Annotated in this window: 15 protein-coding genes; 9 read left to right on the forward strand and 6 right to left on the reverse strand. The window is 58.3% G+C overall.

Going from position 1 to position 17,819, the window contains the following annotated elements:
- Nucleotides 1-102: 102 nt before the first annotated feature.
- The 5 genes from ABUK73_RS15255 to ABUK73_RS15275 all read right to left on the reverse strand — a co-directional run bounded on the left by ABUK73_RS15255 (nt 103) and on the right by ABUK73_RS15275 (nt 5,156).
- On the reverse strand, nt 103-1,161 hold the full coding sequence (locus ABUK73_RS15255; RefSeq protein ID WP_353578030.1) for an ABC transporter ATP-binding protein: 1,059 nt from the start codon (nt 1,159-1,161) through the stop codon (nt 103-105).
- A 9-nt stretch (nt 1,162-1,170) separates the two neighbouring features.
- Nucleotides 1,171-1,953 (reverse strand): ABC transporter permease, encoded by a 783-nt coding sequence (locus tag ABUK73_RS15260; protein ID WP_113087565.1) that lies wholly within the window; start codon nt 1,951-1,953, stop codon nt 1,171-1,173.
- Nucleotides 1,950-2,840 (reverse strand): ABC transporter permease, encoded by an 891-nt coding sequence (locus ABUK73_RS15265; protein WP_353578031.1) that lies wholly within the window; start codon nt 2,838-2,840, stop codon nt 1,950-1,952. The genes ABUK73_RS15260 and ABUK73_RS15265 overlap by 4 nt, the downstream gene beginning before the upstream one ends.
- Before the next feature lie 109 nt (nt 2,841-2,949).
- Nucleotides 2,950-4,056 (reverse strand): ABC transporter substrate-binding protein, encoded by a 1,107-nt coding sequence (locus ABUK73_RS15270; RefSeq protein ID WP_353578032.1) that lies wholly within the window; start codon nt 4,054-4,056, stop codon nt 2,950-2,952.
- A gap of 215 nt (nt 4,057-4,271) precedes the next feature.
- Nucleotides 4,272-5,156, reverse strand: coding sequence for a MurR/RpiR family transcriptional regulator (locus tag ABUK73_RS15275; RefSeq protein ID WP_353578033.1), 885 nt, complete (start codon nt 5,154-5,156; stop codon nt 4,272-4,274).
- Between the two features lie 177 nt (nt 5,157-5,333).
- Between ABUK73_RS15275 and ABUK73_RS15280 the strand changes: the two genes are divergently transcribed.
- The 8 genes from ABUK73_RS15280 to ABUK73_RS15315 all read left to right on the forward strand — a co-directional run bounded on the left by ABUK73_RS15280 (nt 5,334) and on the right by ABUK73_RS15315 (nt 15,305).
- Nucleotides 5,334-6,095 carry an N-formylglutamate amidohydrolase gene (locus tag ABUK73_RS15280; RefSeq protein ID WP_353578147.1) on the forward strand — a complete coding sequence of 254 codons (762 nt, stop codon included), beginning with the start codon at nt 5,334-5,336 and terminating at the stop codon, nt 6,093-6,095.
- A gap of 193 nt (nt 6,096-6,288) precedes the next feature.
- Nucleotides 6,289-7,803: an amino acid permease gene (locus tag ABUK73_RS15285; RefSeq protein WP_353578034.1), complete on the forward strand. Its 1,515-nt coding sequence runs from the start codon at nt 6,289-6,291 to the stop codon at nt 7,801-7,803.
- Nucleotides 7,804-7,860: 57 nt separating this feature from the next.
- Nucleotides 7,861-9,231 (forward strand): glutamine synthetase family protein, encoded by a 1,371-nt coding sequence (locus ABUK73_RS15290; protein WP_353578035.1) that lies wholly within the window; start codon nt 7,861-7,863, stop codon nt 9,229-9,231.
- Between the two features lie 20 nt (nt 9,232-9,251).
- The gene (locus ABUK73_RS15295) at nt 9,252-10,640 is read left to right on the forward strand and encodes an aldehyde dehydrogenase family protein (RefSeq protein ID WP_353578036.1); all 1,389 of its coding nucleotides are present in this window, start codon (nt 9,252-9,254) and stop codon (nt 10,638-10,640) included.
- Nucleotides 10,637-11,782, forward strand: a complete 1,146-nt coding sequence (locus ABUK73_RS15300; RefSeq protein WP_353578037.1) for an iron-containing alcohol dehydrogenase — start codon at nt 10,637-10,639, stop codon at nt 11,780-11,782. Before ABUK73_RS15295 ends, ABUK73_RS15300 begins: the two co-directional genes overlap by 4 nt.
- 819 nt (nt 11,783-12,601) lie before the next feature.
- Nucleotides 12,602-13,315, forward strand: coding sequence for a ParA family protein (locus ABUK73_RS15305; protein WP_353578038.1), 714 nt, complete (start codon nt 12,602-12,604; stop codon nt 13,313-13,315).
- A 66-nt stretch (nt 13,316-13,381) separates the two neighbouring features.
- Nucleotides 13,382-14,026, forward strand: coding sequence for a TetR/AcrR family transcriptional regulator (locus ABUK73_RS15310; RefSeq protein WP_353578039.1), 645 nt, complete (start codon nt 13,382-13,384; stop codon nt 14,024-14,026).
- 49 nt (nt 14,027-14,075) lie between these two features.
- Entirely contained in the window at nt 14,076-15,305 is a 1,230-nt protein-coding gene (locus ABUK73_RS15315; protein WP_353578040.1) for an MFS transporter, read from the forward strand.
- Nucleotides 15,306-15,363: 58 nt separating this feature from the next.
- On the opposite strand, the gene ABUK73_RS15320 is transcribed toward ABUK73_RS15315, so the two are convergent.
- Nucleotides 15,364-16,788, reverse strand: coding sequence for a L,D-transpeptidase family protein (locus ABUK73_RS15320; RefSeq protein ID WP_353578041.1), 1,425 nt, complete (start codon nt 16,786-16,788; stop codon nt 15,364-15,366).
- Between the two features lie 155 nt (nt 16,789-16,943).
- On the opposite strand from ABUK73_RS15320, the gene ABUK73_RS15325 reads away from it, so the two are divergent.
- Nucleotides 16,944-17,780 (forward strand): DUF4432 family protein, encoded by an 837-nt coding sequence (locus ABUK73_RS15325; protein ID WP_353578042.1) that lies wholly within the window; start codon nt 16,944-16,946, stop codon nt 17,778-17,780.
- Nucleotides 17,781-17,819 lie beyond the last annotated feature (39 nt).

The following is a 17,819-nucleotide window of genomic DNA, read 5'->3' on the forward strand; positions in this document are numbered from 1 at the left end:
GTCGATCTCCCCACCTGTGGGGGAGATGTCCGGCAGGACAGAGGGGGTAAGCCACAGGCTCTGTCCTGCATTGGGGAAAGACTTAAGGCCGCCGTTCGGCGGTCAGTCTGCTACAATCATCAAATCTTCTGATGCAAATTTCAGCGTGATCCGTTCACCGATGGCGGGTGGTGTCTTGCCGGGATCGTTGAACATATCGAAGGAGAGCGTCGCTCCGCCCACATCCATGCGTGTGCGGATGACCGAGCCGAGGAAGTGGCTGGAGGTCACTGTGCCTGATATCGCGACGTCACCGACATTGGCTTCGCCAAGGGAACCGGCCTCGGGCCGCAATGCCACAGTGACCTTCTCGCCATTGCCTTTGCCCAGCGGCTTTTTCAGCGAAACCTGCTGATCACCGATCAGGATCGTGCTGTTCGATGCATCCACAACGGTAGCGTCGATCAGGTTCAACGTACCCACGAAGGATGCGACGAAACGCGTGGCGGGCTTGTTATAAATGTCGAAGGGCGATCCGATCTGGTCGGCGCGTCCGGCATTCATCACCACGATACGGTCGGATATCGTCAGCGCCTCTTCCTGATCGTGGGTGACGAAAATGGTGGTGATACCGAGCTTGCGCTGAATACTGCGAATTTCTTCGCGCAGCGAGACGCGGATTTTGGCGTCGAGCGCAGACAGCGGTTCGTCCAGCAACAGAACCTGCGGCTTGGGAGCGAGCGCACGTGCCAGCGCCACGCGCTGCTGCTGCCCGCCGGACATCTGGTAGGGGTAGCGGTCAGCCAGATGATCGAGATGGATCAGTGCCAGCATTTCCTTCACCCGCGCATCGATTTCCGCCTTGGGCTTGCCCGCGATCTTGAGGCCGAAGGCAACGTTTTCATAGACATTCATATTGGGAAACAGTGCATAGGCCTGAAACACCATGCCGATGTTGCGCTGGTTCGGTTTCAGCGTTGTCTGGTCCTTGCCCTTGACGACGATGCTGCCAGCACTCGGCGTCTCGAAACCGGCAATCATCCGCAGGATGGTGGTCTTGCCGCAGCCCGATGGTCCAAGGAAGGAAACGAATTCGCCCTGCTCGATGGCCATGTTGAAATCATGGACGACCTGAACCTGACCGAAGGATTTTTTGATGTTCTGAAGTGTCAAAAAGCTCATAAAATATCCTCAGGCCTTGGGAGGCGTGCCTTTTTGGTATCGCGAAACGAGTTGGATCAGGCCTAAGCAGCCCCAGGTGATGCCGAAGGAAATCACGGCGAGCGCCGCTGGCTCGTAAGCGCGGTTGGCACCCAGCAACTGCATGTAGGGGCCAAAGGCCGGGCGGTTGAGAAGGGCGGCCATGGTGAATTCACCGATGACGATGGCGAAGGTGAGAAACGCTCCCGATAGCACCGCCACCAGCACGTTCGGCAGGATGATGCGACCGAGGATCGTGGTCCACCCTGCACCGAGGCTCTGGGCCGCTTCCGTCAGCGTGGTGATGTCGATGGTACGAAGCCCGGTATCGACGGCGCGGTACATATAGGGCAGGGCAAGCGTGGTGTAGCCGAACATCAGCAGCAGATTGGTGCCCGATGTCGTGCCCGTCAGCGGCAGCCAGCTCGATGTGTTGTAGAGCCTGATGTAACCGAAGACGATGACGATGGCGGGAATGACCAGCGGCAGAAGCGTGATGAATTCGATGACCGGGCGAAGTGCTGGCAGTTTCAGCCGCACCCAGTAGGCGGTCGGCACCACCAGCAGCACGCCGAAGATGATGGTGACCAGCGCCATCATGACGGAAAAGCTGAAGGTTTCCTGAAAGCGCGGATCGCTCAGCACCTTGCCATAGGCATCGAAGGAATATTCCCCACGTCGCATTTTCAGCGAAAAGTTGGTCATGCCGATGAGCGGCAGGGCGAAATAAAGGAGGCCGAACAGCAGGGCTCCCCACGCAAAGATACGTTTCATTTCAGCCACCTTTCACTGCGCGTGCGCATCCAGATGTAGAGCGTGTTGGCAATGCAGGTGACGAGGATCATGCCGAAAGCGAGTGCGTAACCGAGGTTGGGATTACCCAGTACGTCGCCACGGATTTGCGCAAACAGCAGGATCGGCACGATGTTGAGCGACGAACCGGTAAGCGCAATCGCCGTTGCGACGGCGCCGAAGGCATTGGCAAACAGCAGCGAGAACGTGCCGAGAATGGAGGGCAGCAGAATGGGAAACGCTACCATGCGCCAGTATTGGAGGCCGCTGGCACCGAGAATTTCCGCTGCCTCGCGCCACTCGCGCTTCAAGCCGTCCAGCGCCGGAGTGATGATGAGTATCATCAGCGGTATCTGGAAAAACAGATAGGTAACGGTTAGGCCCCAGAATGACAGGATGTTGAAGCCCAGCAGACGCAGATCAAGGCCAAGCTGGGTTTTCAAAAACACGGTGACGAGGCCGACAGGGCCAAGCGTCGCGATGAAGGCAAAGGCCAGCGGCACGCCTGCGAATTGCGATGCGACACCGGAAAAGGTCAGCAGAGGTGCGCGGATTTTCGGTGGCAGACCGCCCAGCACCACGGCTGTGGCCACGCCAAAACCGATCAGACAGCCAAGGGCTGCCGAGGCGACACTGATCTTGATGGAAATCCAGTAGGCCGAGAGGATCGACGGCGTAAACAGATCAGCGAGGTTTTGCAGCGTGAAGCCGCCATCCGGGGTCTGAAATGCGCCAAGGACGATCTTCATCGTCGGCATGATCAAAAAAAGCAGAATGAAAATTGCAAAAGGCAAAACGCCAAGCCATTCCAGCTTCAGGCGGAAACGTCCTGATGGCCGCAATGGTGCGCCAATATTGTCTGGTGTCATACCAAGTTCCCGAATGCCGCTCTTATCGCGGCTTTTCTTATAAAATCAGCCGCCCCGGCTTTTGAAAAGGCCTTAGCCTTTGAAAAGATCGGGGCGGCTGTTTTGGTCTTTACTTCACGTTTGCGCCGACAACCTTGTCCCAACCGGCGGTGACGGCGGCCTTGTTGGCATCGACGTCTTCGAGTGTCGGGAAGATTGCCTTTTCATAGGCTGCTGCTGGTGGCAGGGCGTCCAAGAGATCCTTTGGAATCTTGTTTGCCTTGGCAAGAGCGTTGAAGCGGATCGGGTGGCAATAGCCCTTCAACCAGCCAAGCTGACCGTCGTCGGAATAAAGGTGCTCCATCCAGAGCTTGGCAGCATTAGGATGCGGTGCGTAAGCGGAGATACCCTGAACGTAAACGCCAGCCAGAACGCCGGAGGAAGGAACGACGACTTCTGTCGGCGGGTTGCCGTTCAAAGTCTTTGCCCATGACAGCGCGTTGTAGTCCCATGCAACGACGATCGGTGTCGCGCCCTGGGCCACGGTGCCAGCCTTGCCGATGACAGGCAGGAAGTTACCAGCCTTGTTCAGCTCGCCGAAATACTTCAGACCGGCTTCGCCAGCGGCCTTGCCGTCTTTGGCACCAGTGGAAAGACCAGCGGCGAGAACACCCAGAATGGCCTGGTTGGAGGCGCGTGGGTCACCAGCAAGAGCGACCTGACCGGAATATTCCGGCTTCAGAAGGTCGGCCCAGTCCTTCGGGGAATTCTTGACGAGGTCCTTGTTCACGAAGATGGACATGACGCCGTAATAGTCGCCGTACCAGTAGCCTTCGGCATCCTTCACATTGTCAGGAATTTCGTCCCAGGTGGAGACCTTGTAAGGCTGGAGAAGGCCTTCTTTTTTGGCCTGCGGGCCGAATGCGAGACCGACGTCGATCACGTCAGGAGCCTGTGGGCCCTTGTTGTCCTTGTTGGCCTTGATGGCTTCCACTTCGTCGGCAGAGCCGGCGTCAGGGTTCAGCTCATTGACCTGAATTTCAGGATATTTTGCCTTGAAAGACGCGATGACGTCGCCGTAACCGCACCAGTCGTGTGGCAGGGCGATGGTCGTCAGCATGCCTTCCTTCTTGGCGGCAGCGATGAGTTCTGCGCTTGGCGCGGCAGAGGCAATCGCGGTCGATGCGATAACCATTGCAGTGGTGAGCGATAGCAGGCGGCGGCTGTGCGAGATCACGGTTAGTCTCCTCTGTGTGTCTCATGCGTCTGACGACGCTGTACGTGGGTTGCATGAACGTTATGTGACGGATTTCCAGGCGGTCTCCCGCCGTCATCATGGTCCCTGCCGTTTTCTTGCCATCATTGCGCCCTGTCGTCGCCATGATATTTGATAAACGACATAAAGAATTCGCGTTGCGCCGTTTCGGAAATAAATCGGGCTTCCGCTTCTTCCTATTTTTCTCCCTTTCCCGGTTTGCGAAACAGGCGTGTCTGCTCGAACAGGTCTTCGAGAGAATTCATGCGCTGGCGGGTTTCGTCCCAGCCGTTGTTCTGCACGGCCTCGATCAGCGCTTCCACCACGAAAAGCGTGACAACGGAGCTATCCCAGGCCGAAGGCGCCTCGATGCGCACGCGGAACGTATGTTCTGCAAAGCGTGAGACCGGCGAGGTCCACTGGTCGGTAAACAGCAGAATTCGCACGTTATTTTCATGCGCCACCTGCGCCAGTGTCACCATGTCCTGCTCGTAGCGGCGGATATCGAACATCACCAGCACGTCACCCGCATTCATGTTCAGCATGAACTGCGGCCATGAACTGGAGTTGGAAGACATCAGCGCCGTTCTGGGCCTGATAACCTGCATGTGGGTGAAGAAATATTCGGCAATCGCCCCGGTAATGCGCCCACCGACGAAGTAGATACTGCGCTTGCGGTCCGACAGAAGCGTCGCGGCATTGTCGAAATCCGCCGTGTCGAGATCGCTCAGCGTATCGCGCAGATTGCTGGTGATGGCGCCTGCAAAACGGTTGAGAATGTGCAGACCCGGCGCATTGCTGGCCCAGCGGTCATGCTTGGCGATGGGGTTGGAAATGGTGGCTTCCAGTTCCTGATGCAGCCGCGCCTGAAAATCCGGGTAACCCTTGAAGCCCAGCTTCTGCACCATGCGCGCAACCGTCGGCGTCGAGACACCCGCATTTTCCGCAATGGTGGTTATGCTGCCCAGCCCAGACACCGGGTAGTTGCCGAGAAGGCTTTCCGCCAGACGCTTTTCGGCACGTGTCAGGCTCTCGTAATGAGCCTGGATAACGTCCGAAACGGTCGCGGCAGAACTATGCAAATTTTTCCCCTAGCCGGTCTTTTCGCCGGTCTGTTAGCGCTGATTAAGATACGGCGGGCAGACGGAGTCAATCGAAAAAATGAAGAGAAAATTTCAAAAATCATTTGACACTTTGGCGTGTGTGAAGAATTCTTTTCTAACTGTCGGGGGACAGTGATGTTGACAGCGGGGTTCACCATGATGGTGCAAAGCCAGTTTTTCACAAGCGATGAGGCAGAGCCCGTTGTCGTGGAAAACGCTGACGGAAAGAGCCGCGTGCTGCTGGTGTGCGAACATGCGTCACGCACGCTGCCCGCCCGGTTCGGCACCCTTGGCCTCAACGAAGAGGTGCTTGCAAGCCATATTGCCTGGGACCCCGGTGCTCTCGCCGTCACCCGTCTGCTGTCGGCCAGTCTCGATGCGACCGTCGTCTACCAGAACTATTCCCGGCTGATCTATGACTGCAATCGCCCGCCGGAATCGCCTTCGGCCATGCCGGTTACCAGCGAAATCTACGACATTCCCGGCAATGCGGATTTGAGCGATGCGGAGCGTTTCGCCCGCACCTCCGCGCTCTATATTCCGTTTCACGACCGCATCAGCGAACTCGTTGCTGCGCGGCAAAACCCCGTTATAGTGACGATCCACAGTTTTACGCCCGTCTATCACGGCAAGCAGCGCGAAGTCGAAATCGGCATTCTGCACGATACCGATGCCCGGCTGGCCGATGCGATGCTGGCCAGCGCCGCGGGCTCATCCTTCAAGGTCGAGCGCAACGAGCCCTATGGCCCGGAAGACGGCGTGACCCATACGCTGCGTCTGCATGCGCTGCCAGACGGGCTTTTGAACGTGATGATCGAGGTCAGAAACGACCTCATACAGGATGAAGAGGGGCAGCGCGTCGCTGCCGATTTTCTGCATGGGCTTCTGGTGGCGGGGATTGCCGCCGAGGCCTCGTAAATTCGTTTCGCGGGAATTAGCCCTGCGAAACTGGAATGGCGCTGCACCGTCAAGAATGCCGAACAATCGGCACGGGTGCAGCGTGGGAACAGCAGATGTGCATGGCGTGATCGGGTTTTTCATCGCGCCGAGACTGGGGCAAAATCGGCCATTCCGGCTGACAGCCTGTTTTTCTTGATCAGGAGAGAACGGCATGGACAGTTCATCATCAGGGGTCAGCTATAAGAAGGCTGACGCGTCTTACTTCGAAAAAAGAGGGCTCTCGCGCTATGCAGGCGTCTGGTCGCTGTGGGCGCTGGGCGTCGGCGCAGTCATTTCGGGCCATTTTTCCGGCTGGAACTTCGGCTTCGCCACCGGCGGCTGGGGCGGCATGCTGGTGGCCGGCATCATCATCGCCATCATGTATCTGGGGCTGACATTCTCTATCGCGGAAATGAGCCCGGCGCTGCCGCATACGGGTGCTGCCTATTCCTTTGCCCGCACTGCCATGGGCCCATGGGGCGGCTTCATCACCGGGCTTTGCGAGAACGTCGAATATGTTCTCACGCCCGCCGTCATCGTCACCTTCATTACGGCTTACGTAAACTCCATCCTCGGGCTCGATCCGGCCTATTCGCCGTTTCTATGGGTACTGTTCTACGTCATCTTCCTGGCGCTCAACGTCTTCGGACTTGAATTATCCTTCAAGGTAACCCTTGTTATTACGCTGATTTCGCTAGGTGTTCTTGTCTTCTTCTGGATCAGCGCCATTCCCAATATCGATTTCTCCCGCTGGGCGCTAAACATCGGTGTTGGCCCGGATGGTGCGGCGGTCGAACTGCCGGAAGGCAACGGGTCCTTCTTCCCCTTCGGCTTCTCCGGCGTTCTGGCTACGCTGCCCTTTGCGGTTTGGCTGTTCCTCGCCATCGAACAGTTGCCACTGGCAGCCGAAGAATCCGTCGATCCAAAGCGCGATATGCCCAAGGGCATCATCCTCGGCATCATCACGCTGATGATCTCGGCCTTCATGATCGTGCTGCTCAACCCTTCGCTGCCCGGCATCGGTGCCTTCCATCTCGGTTCTTCGCTGGAGCCGCTACTGGATGGTTTCAAGGCCGTCTATGGTGACGGTGGCGTGGTTCTGCTCGGCTTCGTGGCTCTCACAGGCCTCATCGCCAGCTTCCACACCATTCTCTATGCGCAGGGTCGCCAGATCTATTCGCTGTCGCGGGCGGGCTATTTCCCGACGGCCCTGTCCGTCACGCATCCCAAGTTCAAGACCCCGCATGTGGCGATGCTGACGGGTGCCATCGTTGGTCTTGCCGTGATGATGACCATCTGGTTCGCATTGGGTGCGGAGCAGGGCGGTAGCATCATCGGCAGCGTGTTGCTCAACATGGCCGTGTTCGGGGCGATGTTCTCCTACATCATGCAGGCCATCTCCTTCATCATGCTGCGCCGTAACCTGCCCAACATCGAACGGCCCTTCCGTTCGCCGCTCGGCATTCCCGGTGCGGTGCTGACCATCATTATCGCTGTCATAACCTTGCTCTATCAGGTCCAGGACCCGAACTTCACCAAGGGTGTGATCTGGGTGGCGCTGTGGTTTGCCGTTGCCATCGCCTATTTCGCGCTGGTCGGGCGTCACCGCCTCATCCTGTCACCGGAAGAGGAATTCGCGCTGGAGCACAAGCAGGCTGCACTCGATGCGGCGGCTGCCAAGGCCTGACCGACAAACAGGGCGACCGGCAACGGTCGCCCCATAAACAAAGGGAACGGAACAATCATGACGACGACCTACACATTCGACGAGCTCAAAAAAGATGTCGCCGAGGGGCGCATAGACACGGTTCTGGCATGCCTCGTGGATATGCAGGGTCGTCTGATGGGCAAACGCTTCCAGGCGGAATTTTTCGTCGAAAGCGCTTACGAGGAAACCCACACCTGCAATTATCTGCTGGCCACAGACATGGAAATGGAAACCGTGCCGGGCTACAAATCCACTAGCTGGGAAAAGGGCTACGGCGATTATACGCTGAAGCCCGATCTTTCGACCCTGCGGCGCGTGCCGTGGCTGGAAGGCACCGCGCTGGTTTTATGCGATGCCTATGACCACCACACCCACGCAGAAGTCGCCCATTCCCCGCGCGCCATGCTCAAGAAGCAGGTCGCTCGCCTCGAAGCCATGGGCCTGAAGGCCTATATGGCCAGCGAACTGGAATTCTTCCTTTTCGACCAGAGCTTCGAGACCGCCCGTGCCAATGGCTACCGTGATCTGCAACTGGCCAGCGCCTATAATGAAGACTACCACATCTTCCAGACCACCAAGGAAGAAGAGGTCATGCGCGCCATCCGCAACGGCTTGCAGGGGGCGGGCATTCCGGTGGAAAATTCCAAGGGCGAGGCGTCTGCCGGTCAGGAAGAAATCAATGTGCGCTACGCCGATGCGCTCACCATGGCCGACCGCCATGCCATCATCAAGAACGCCACCAAGGAAATCGCCTGGTCCAAGGGCAAGGCCGTGACCTTCCTTGCCAAATGGAATTACAGCGCGGCAGGCAGCTCATCGCACATCCACCAATCGCTATGGAGTCTGGATGGCAAGACGCCGATGTTTCTGGACAAGGACGCCGACCACGGCATGTCCGCAATGATGAAGCATTACATCGCCGGACTTTTGGCCCACGCCAGCGAAATCACCTATTTTCTGGCACCCTATATCAACTCCTACAAGCGCTATATGGCAGGCACGTTTGCGCCCACCAAGGCCGTGTGGAGCACGGATAACCGCACCGCAGGCTACCGCCTGTGCGGCGCAGACACCAAAGGCATCCGCATCGAATGCCGTGTCGGCGGCTCCGACCTCAACCCGCACCTCGCCATGGCCGCACTTCTGGCAGCAGGCATTGACGGCATCGAAAACAAGATGGAACTTGAAGCGCAGTTCGAAGGCGACGCTTATGGCGGCAAGGACATCCGCGAGATACCCAAGACATTGCGGGATGCGACGGATCACCTTAACACGTCCAAGATGCTGCGCAGCGCTTTTGGTGATGACGTCATCGACCACTATGTTCGCGCCGCAAAGTGGGAGCAGGAAGAATACGACCGCCGGGTGACGGATTGGGAAGTCGCACGCGGTTTCGAGAGAGCATAACAAGTTAGGGAAGAACCATCATGGTCATGATCCAGAATATCTCGCCGATCGACGGCACTGTTTATGCCGAGCGGGAAGCGATGTCGCTGGATGCGGCGCGTGGCGTCGTGTTGAAGGCGCGTGCTGCGCAAAAGTCCTGGGCGCGTCGCCCTTTGGAAGATCGCGTTCAACTGGTGCTGAAAGGCGTGGCCCGGCTGAACGAGATGGTCGATGAGGTCGTGCCGGAACTGGCTCATATGATGGGCCGTCCGGTGCGTTATGGTGGTGAGTTCAAGGGCTTCAACGAACGCTCCAACTATGTCGCCTCCATCGCGGCGGACGCGCTGGCACCGTTGGTTATCGAAGAGAGCGGCAATTTCGAACGTCGCATCGAGCGCGAGGCGCACGGCGTCGTTTTTGTCATCGCGCCGTGGAATTATCCTTACATGACGGCGATCAACACCATCGCGCCTGCCTTGATGGCAGGCAACACCGTTGTCATCAAGCACGCCGCGCAAACGCTTTTGGTGGGCGAGCGCATGGTGCGCGCTTTTGTCGAGGCGGGTGTGCCGGATGATGTTTTCGCCAACCTCTTCCTCGATCACCAGACAACATCGGCGCTGATCGCCGAAAGCAATTTCAACTTCGTCAACTTTACCGGCTCCGTTGAAGGCGGTCGCGCCATTGAGCGCGCTGCGGCTGGCACCTTCACCGGTCTCGGGCTGGAGCTTGGCGGCAAGGATCCCGGCTATGTCATGGAAGATGCCGATCTGGATGCGGCGGTCGATACGCTGATGGACGGCGCGACCTTCAATTCCGGGCAATGCTGCTGCGGTATCGAGCGCGTTTATGTCAATGAAGCGCTGTTCGATGCTTTCGTTGAAAAGTCCGTTGCCTGGGTTTCCAATTACAAGCTCGGCAACCCGCTGGAGCAGGAAACGTCGCTCGGCCCGATGGCCAACAAGCGCTTTGCCAAGGTGGTGCGCCAGCAGGTGGCCGATGCGGTTGCCAAGGGTGCGAAGGCGCTGGTCGATCCGAAACTCTTTGCCGCCGATGATGGCGAAAGCGCCTATGTCGCGCCGCAAATTCTCATTGATGTCGATCACTCCATGGAATTCATGACCGAGGAAACCTTCGGCCCTGCCGTCGGCATCATGAAGGTGAAGAACGACGACGAAGCCATCCGCCTGATGAATGACAGCAAATACGGCCTGACCGCATCGCTGTGGACGCAGGATGCTGAGCGGGCAGGGCGCATTGGTCGCGAGATCGAGACCGGCACCGTCTTCATGAACCGCGCCGATTATCTCGACCCGGCACTGTGCTGGACCGGCGTCAAGGAAACCGGTCGCGGTGGCTCATTGTCGGTCATCGGCTTCCAGAACCTGACCCGTCCAAAATCCTACCATCTGAAGAAAGTCACGAAATGAACATCGTCGCAAACTGGAGCTACCCGACCCCGATCAAGATGGGACGTGGCCGAATCAAGGAACTGGCGGATGCCTGCAAGCAGCTCGGCATCAAGAAGCCGCTTCTGGTCACCGACCGTGGCCTGGCCAATATGGCGATCACCGGCCACGCGCTGGATATTCTGGGCGAGGCAGGTCTTGGCCGCGCCATCTTTGCCGATGTGGACCCGAACCCCAACGAGATCAATCTCGAAGCAGGCGTCAAAGCCTTCAAGGATGGGGGCCATGACGGCGTCGTCGCCTTCGGTGGCGGTTCCGGTCTCGACCTCGGCAAGGCCGTCGCCTTCATGGCAGGCCAGACCCGCCCCGTCTGGGATTTCGAGGATATTGGCGACTGGTGGACGCGCGCCAATTCCGATGGCATAGCGCCCATCGTCGCAGTGCCGACTACGGCTGGGACCGGCTCGGAAGTGGGCCGCGCCAGCGTCATCACCAATTCGCAAACCCATGTGAAGAAGATCATCTTCCACCCGAAATTCCTGCCCGGCGTCGTCATCTGCGATCCCGAACTGACGGTCGGCATGCCAAAGGCGATTACCGCAGGCACCGGCATGGATGCCTTCGCCCATTGCCTGGAAGCCTATTCCTCGCCCTTCTTCCACCCCATGAGCCAGGGCATCGCGCTCGAAGGCCTTCGGCTGGTGAAGGAATATCTGCCACGTGCCTATAAGGATGGCACGGATATCGAGGCCCGCTCCAACATGATGGCCGCCGCCGCCATGGGCGCCGTCGCCTTCCAGAAGGGGCTGGGCGCTATCCATTCCCTCTCGCATCCCATCGGCGCTGTTTACAACACCCACCACGGCATGACCAACGCGGTCGTCATGCCCGCGGTCCTTCGCTTCAACCGCCCTGTTATCGAAGACAAGATCGCCCGCGCCGCCGCCTATCTTGGCATCGAAGGCGGGTTTGACGGGTTTTATGATTACGTGCTGGAGCTTCGCAAAGAGTTGGGCGTACCGGAAAGCCTGACCGCCATGGGCATCAAGCCGGACCGCGTGGATGAACTGGTGGCAGAGGCCATCAAGGATCCAAGCTGCGGCGGTAACCCGGTGGAGATGACGGCGGAGAATACGAAGGCGCTGTTTCTGGAGTGCTTTTGAGTGAGGTGATGGCGCCTTGGCTGATTTGAAAGGCGAGGTGCGGGACGCTTAACGTTGTAAGGTTGGTCCGCAACAGAGCAACCCTCATACTGAGGCGGGAGCAAAGCGACCCTCGAAGGACGGGGGTTGCGGGCTTGGGTCGGAGTGCGCGGCGGATGCTTCGAGGGCGCTGCGCGCCACCTCAGCATGAGGTCGGTGGGTGTGGTGGCCCTACAGTTTGAGAGTGCGGAGGCTACAGCTGTCCAGAGACCTCAACAAGCTTAGGGCGTGGCACACCGTAGCAACCCTCATCCTGAGGCGGGAGCAAAGCGACCCTCGAAGGGCGAGGGTTGTGGGCTTGGGGCAGAATATGCGGCGGATGCTTCGAGGATTTGCCCTTCGGCCAAAGCACCTCTCCTTCGACAGGCTCAGGATGATGCATGAGGGCGGTGGGTGTGTCGACGGTTACGCCTGGGTTACCTCTCCCCTTGTGGGAGAGGAAGAAAAATCATGATCTTAGCAAAGCTAAGTCATAGATTTTTCAGGTGAGGGGTTTGCCGCTTGCGCCGAGAGAAACCCCTCACTTGCAATTTCTAACACTTAGCTTTGCTAAGATGTTGAAATTGCTTTCTCTCCCACAAGGGGAGAGATAACCCAGCCGCATCCTCTGATATGAGAGTGTTACTCAGGCGGTTGTCAGACCCAAATACCCCACCCCATACAAAACCTCGCACCAAATCTTTCCATTTCATTAACCATCTTCGTTAACAATATCCCTGCACCATGAATCTCGCGGTGCGTTGAAGAGCGATGAATTCAGGCTCTGCATTTGGGGGCCACATGCCTGTCATTACGTTTGCAAATACAAAGGGCGGCGCGGGGAAGACGACGGCGGTTTTGCTGCTGGCGACCGAGCTTGCGCGTACCGGTCACCGCGTGACGGTTCTCGATGCCGATCCGCAGCTGTGGATTTCGCGCTGGTCTGAAATGTCGGGCCAGATGCAAAATCTGGCGGTGATTTCCCATGTCACCATGGCTTCGCTGGAAACGCATATTCGCGAAAACCGGTCGAATACGGACTGTTTCATCATCGATCTGCCGGGCACGAAAAGCCCGCTTCTGACGATGGCGCTCGGTATTTCCGATCACGTTATCATCCCCGTGCAGGGCTCTGCCATGGATGCGCGCGGCGCCGCCGAAGTGCTTGAGCATATCGAATTCCTCAACCGCAAAATGGGCATGAAGATCGATCATTCGGTCGTACTGACCCGCGTCAATGCCATGGTCAGCACCCGTTCCATGCTGCTGGTCAAGGCGCTGCTGGCAGAAAAGAACGTGCGGGTTCTGGATACGCCGATTGCCGAGCGCGCAGCCTTCCGCGATATTTTTGATTATGGTGGGACGCTGGCTGGTCTGGACTGTCACAAGGTCAGCAATGTCGACAAGGCTATGGAAAATGTTCGTAGCTTCGCCAATGAAGTCCTGCGGCTGATGCCCGTGCGCGTCGTTCGCTCCGGCAATGTGCTGAAAATGTTCGGTCGCAAGGCGGCGTGATTTCAAGCCAATTCGATGCGCCCGGACCTCTCACGAGCCGGGCGTATTATTTTGCTTGATTTGGAAATGATCGTTTCCTATATTGCCGTCATGACACAGAACCTTTCACCTGCCACCCTCACACGCCAGCGCGGTCGTCCGCGTGAGTTCGATGTCGATCAGGCCATCGACAAGGCCATCGGCGTGTTTTCGGAGCGCGGTTATCACGCGACCTCTGTGGGGGATCTGACACAGGCCATGGAGTTGACGCAGGGCAGTCTCTACAAGGCCTTCAAGGATAAGAAGGATATCTACATTGCCGCTGTCGAGCGCTACAAGCTGGTGCAGACCCAGCGTTTCGAAGCGGCTGTCCGGGCTGGCAAGAATGGCCGGGAGAAGCTGCTGGCGACAATGAATTTTTATGCCGATGCATCCGCCGGTCAATCGGGCGGGCGCGGTTGCCTCATCGTTGGCGCCACGGCTGATCTGGCTTCGCTGGATGAGGACATGGCCCGCGTCGTGCGCGGCGCCATAGAAGCACGCGAACGTATTTTGGCGCGTCTCGTACGGGAAGGGCAGGCGGATGGCAGTGTTACGGCTGATCGGGATGCGGGGGCGCTGGCAAAGACCGCGCTTTGCATTCTCTACGGAATTCGCGTTGTCGGCAAAACCGCCCCGACGCGGGAGGAACTGAGTGCAGTGGTCGATATTGCCATGAAGGTATTCGACTGAATTTTTTTGCTTATTTTGGAAACGATTATTTCCGAATTGGAGACTTAACATGACATCCAAGGTGCTTGGCGCTGAGCCCGCACAGGAAGAGACGCTCTCTTCCACCATGATTTTTCTGCTGGCCACCGCCTGTGGTCTGGTTGCGGCCAATCTTTATTATGCCCAGCCGCTGGCGGGCGTCATTGGGGCAGAGCTTGGCATTTCGGCAGGCGCAACAGGCCTGATCGTGACGCTGACGCAGATCGGATATGGCCTTGGCCTGTTGTTCGTGGTGCCGCTGGGCGACCTCATTGAAAACAGAAAACTGATCGTGACCACGGTTGCGATGGCGGTGATTGCGCTGATTGGTGCTGCACTTGCGCCGCATGCGGGACCGTTTCTGCTGGCCGTCTTCCTCGTCGGCATAAGCTCCGTTGCGGTGCAGATGATCTTGCCTTTGGCAGCGCATATGACTCCCAATGCCACGCGCGGGCGGGTCGTTGGCAGCATCATGAGCGGTCTGATGGTCGGCATCATGCTGGCGCGACCTGTTTCCAGCGTGCTCTCGGATTTCGTGTCATGGCGCGGTGTCTTCTGGATATCGGCGGCTGTCATGGCTGTGCTGGCAACCGTTCTCTACCGTTTGTTGCCGCGCCGTATGCCGGATGCGAAGCTGCCCTATACTGCGCTGCTTGCCTCCATGGCCAAGCTTGCCGCCAACACACGTCTGCTGCAACGGCGCGCGCTGTATCAGGCCAGCATGTTTTCAGCCTTCAGCCTGTTCTGGACGGTGACGCCGCTTTATCTGAGCGGCCCGGCCTTTCGCCTGTCGCAGACTGAAATCGCACTCTTTGCTCTGGCCGGTGCTGCCGGTGCGGTTGCCGCACCCATTGCCGGGCGTATGGCTGACCGCGGCTGGACATGGGCGGCGACATTTGCTGCGTTGACAGCGGGTGCAACCGCGTTCCTCATCACCCATATTGCGCCGGAGGGATCGCACCTGTCACTGGCATTGCTGGTGGTCGCAGCCATCGTGCTGGACTTTGCCGTCACCACCAATCTGGTGCTTGGTCAGCGCGCGATCTTCACGCTGGGCGCAGAGTTTCGCAGCCGCCTCAACGGCATCTTCATGGCGACGTTTTTCATGGGTGGCGCCGCCGGTTCGGCGCTGGGTGGATGGGCCTATGCCCATGGCCATTGGGCTGCCGCGTCGTGGCTTGGCTTTGCGCTTCCCGCATCTGGCCTTGCATTTTTCCTGACGGAACGCGCGTCAGAAAAACGTCGACTCCGTCTCGGATAAGCAGCCTCCAAAAAGAAATGCCCGGCACTTGGCCGGGCATTTTGTGTTTGTGACCTGATTACTCAGCAAACTCAACGACAACGCCGGGGCGAACCATCTTGGCCAGCTCCGTGGCATCCCAGTTGGTCAGGCGGATACAGCCATGGCTGTTGGTCTTGCCGATCTTGGATGGCTCCGGCGTGCCGTGAATGCCGTAGGTGGGCTTGGAAAGCGCAATCCAGACCGTACCGACAGGACCGTTGGGGCCGGGCGGAATCTGCAGGATCTGGTTGTTCTGACCCTGCTGGAAGTTGATCTTCGGATTGTAGGTATAACCCGGATTGAGCGCGATGCGCTCCACCGTATGGGTTCCGGATGGAGACGGCGTATCGGAGGAGCCGATCGTGGCCGGGTAGGCTGCAATCAGAACACCGCCCTGGTCATAGGCGAAGACCTGCTTGATGCCCTTGTGGGCAACGATACGGGCAACCTGACCTGTCTTGGCTTCGCCGGGATTGACGACCTTGATGATGGTGCCGGGTACAGTGAAGTCCACGCCGGGGTTCAGTTCCTTCAAATAGGTCTCATCCATGTGGAAGCGTTCAGCCAGCGCTTCCGATGTCGAGGTGTAAGCCATTGCCGGGAGCTGCGCCTTTTCGGCATAGTCATCCGGAATGGAGGCGACGTAGGGGCCAGCGGCATCGGCAGCCGTTATCGTATAGTCAACAATCGCCAGACCGCCGGTGTTGCGCAGGCGCTCCAGAATGTCCTCGGTATTGTTCGGGTCCAGCTGCTCGCCGGTCATTTCCTGCCAGGCAGCAATGGCCTTGTTGACGTTGTCGCCCATCTTGCCATCGATCACGCCCGGCGAAATGCCCTGACGGTCGAGGAACACCTGAAGCGCCACGATTTCCTGACGCGACCGGTTGACCGGCGCTTTAACCGGCTGGTTGCGCTCGATCAGATGGTCCGGCTGAGGCACGGCTTCAACGGTGCTTTCGCCCGGCATCGGCTGGTTCAACGGTGCGCTTTCAACAGCGCCGGGGCGGGCGACGGAGCCGGTATACACATTCCGGTCGCTGCCATCGCCGCGATATTCGCGGTAATCCTGCACATTGCCGTTGCCGCCCTGATAGCCATAGTCACGCTGCGGTTCGCGATACTGGCCGCCGGGGGCTGGTGGGTAGTAGGTCTCGTTTTGATTGTAATAGGGATCGCGATACGGGTCCTGCTGCTGGGCCTGACGGCGCGGCGTTGCCCCGCGCGGCATTTCCGTTGCCACCAGATTGCCATAGCGATCGTAATAAACCGTGCGACCCATGCGGTCTCGACTGATGACGATGTCGCGGCTGTCGGGCATGAATTCAAGAACACGCCCGTCGGGGGAGACGAGCATGGGCTGTTCCTGATAGACCTGTCGCTGTTGCGCGCTGGCATCAACCGGTGCAAGCATCGGCGTTGCCGCGACGGCGAGACAGAACATTGCGTTAATAAAAAGTTTCACGATTCTGCGATCCCTTGGGTTCTTGCCCAACACACACACGTTAATCTTGACCCTATTGTGAAAAAGATGAATTCGAAGTTAACGCAATCTTAATTTCCTGACGTTGCGATAGCTTTTGCGTGATCGCTACGTCAATTGGGCAGTGAGGAGGAAGCATGCGAGCCTTGAAATCCGGGAAATCCCCCACGATTTTTCTCGATGAAACATCCGTTTTCGACATCGGCGCCTGCGTGGTCGAAGGTACTGATATCGCGCCGGGGCGGGCCATTCCCGACGATGGAGATGCGCGAATCGATCACTCTCTCGAAGGGTTTCTGTTTACCTGCGGACCTGACCACATTCGCCACCCCCAACCCATCGAAAACGATGCCGGTGGCCGCAAGTTTCCTCTGCATGGTTCGTTTTCCGCCCATCCAGCCGAAATTCTCGACTGGGAGGCCTCGGATCATAATGCGCGTGCTGCCGCTAGGGTTCCCGTGACGCTGGCAGATGGCGGAACGGCGCTGCTGGAACGTGAGTGGCGGATAAATGGGGCGACCGGCGAAGTGAGCTTGCAGGACCGCGTGACCAATACCAGCGACCATGCACGTCCGGTCTTTCACATGTACCACATGAATGTCGGTGCAAGGCTGTTCGATGACGACGTGCGCCTGTCCGGCGCGATGTTCGAAGGTGGTGGCTTTGGCTGGCGCTTTGGAGAGGAGCCGGGCGGCGTATTCTGCGTGCCGGTGGAGCAGGGGGCAGACTGGGCGGAGATGACGCTTGGGCCGATTGCGGCACTTGGCGGACGAACGCTAAAAGTGGCGTTCCGCAACGATACGCTGCCCTATCTTCAGATGTGGCGAAACCAGCAGACGCCTGCGCATGTCATGGGCATAGAGCCGGTTTCGCACCGCTGGGTAGACCGCGATGAGCTGGAGAAGGCGGGTGAATTTCACATTCTCCAGCCGGGTGAGAGCCGCAGTTACGCTCTACGCTTTTCTATTCTCTGAATGGGCCTGCAATTGGAAAAGCGTGTCATTGACGCACCG

The sequence above is a fragment of the Agrobacterium vacciniicorymbosi genome (assembly GCF_040427045.1).
In the GTDB taxonomy this organism is placed as follows: Bacteria; Pseudomonadota; Alphaproteobacteria; order Rhizobiales; family Rhizobiaceae; genus Agrobacterium.

What these genes read in the sequence shown, in the direction of transcription:
- ABUK73_RS15280 (WP_353578147.1), top strand. Translation starts at nt 5,334, where the DNA reads ATGATGGTGCAAAGCCAGTTTTTCACAAGCGATGAGGCAGAGCCCGTT.
- ABUK73_RS15310 (WP_353578039.1), top strand. Translation starts at nt 13,382, where the DNA reads ATGATCGTTTCCTATATTGCCGTCATGACACAGAACCTTTCACCTGCC.
- ABUK73_RS15285 (WP_353578034.1), top strand. Translation starts at nt 6,289, where the DNA reads ATGGACAGTTCATCATCAGGGGTCAGCTATAAGAAGGCTGACGCGTCT.
- ABUK73_RS15300 (WP_353578037.1), top strand. Translation starts at nt 10,637, where the DNA reads ATGAACATCGTCGCAAACTGGAGCTACCCGACCCCGATCAAGATGGGA.
- ABUK73_RS15305 (WP_353578038.1), top strand. Translation starts at nt 12,602, where the DNA reads ATGCCTGTCATTACGTTTGCAAATACAAAGGGCGGCGCGGGGAAGACG.
- ABUK73_RS15295 (WP_353578036.1), top strand. Translation starts at nt 9,252, where the DNA reads ATGGTCATGATCCAGAATATCTCGCCGATCGACGGCACTGTTTATGCC.
- ABUK73_RS15325 (WP_353578042.1), top strand. Translation starts at nt 16,944, where the DNA reads ATGCGAGCCTTGAAATCCGGGAAATCCCCCACGATTTTTCTCGATGAA.
- ABUK73_RS15290 (WP_353578035.1), top strand. Translation starts at nt 7,861, where the DNA reads ATGACGACGACCTACACATTCGACGAGCTCAAAAAAGATGTCGCCGAG.
- ABUK73_RS15265 (WP_353578031.1), bottom strand. Translation starts at nt 2,840, where the DNA reads ATGACACCAGACAATATTGGCGCACCATTGCGGCCATCAGGACGTTTC.
- ABUK73_RS15260 (WP_113087565.1), bottom strand. Translation starts at nt 1,953, where the DNA reads ATGAAACGTATCTTTGCGTGGGGAGCCCTGCTGTTCGGCCTCCTTTAT.
- ABUK73_RS15315 (WP_353578040.1), top strand. Translation starts at nt 14,076, where the DNA reads ATGACATCCAAGGTGCTTGGCGCTGAGCCCGCACAGGAAGAGACGCTC.
- ABUK73_RS15255 (WP_353578030.1), bottom strand. Translation starts at nt 1,161, where the DNA reads ATGAGCTTTTTGACACTTCAGAACATCAAAAAATCCTTCGGTCAGGTT.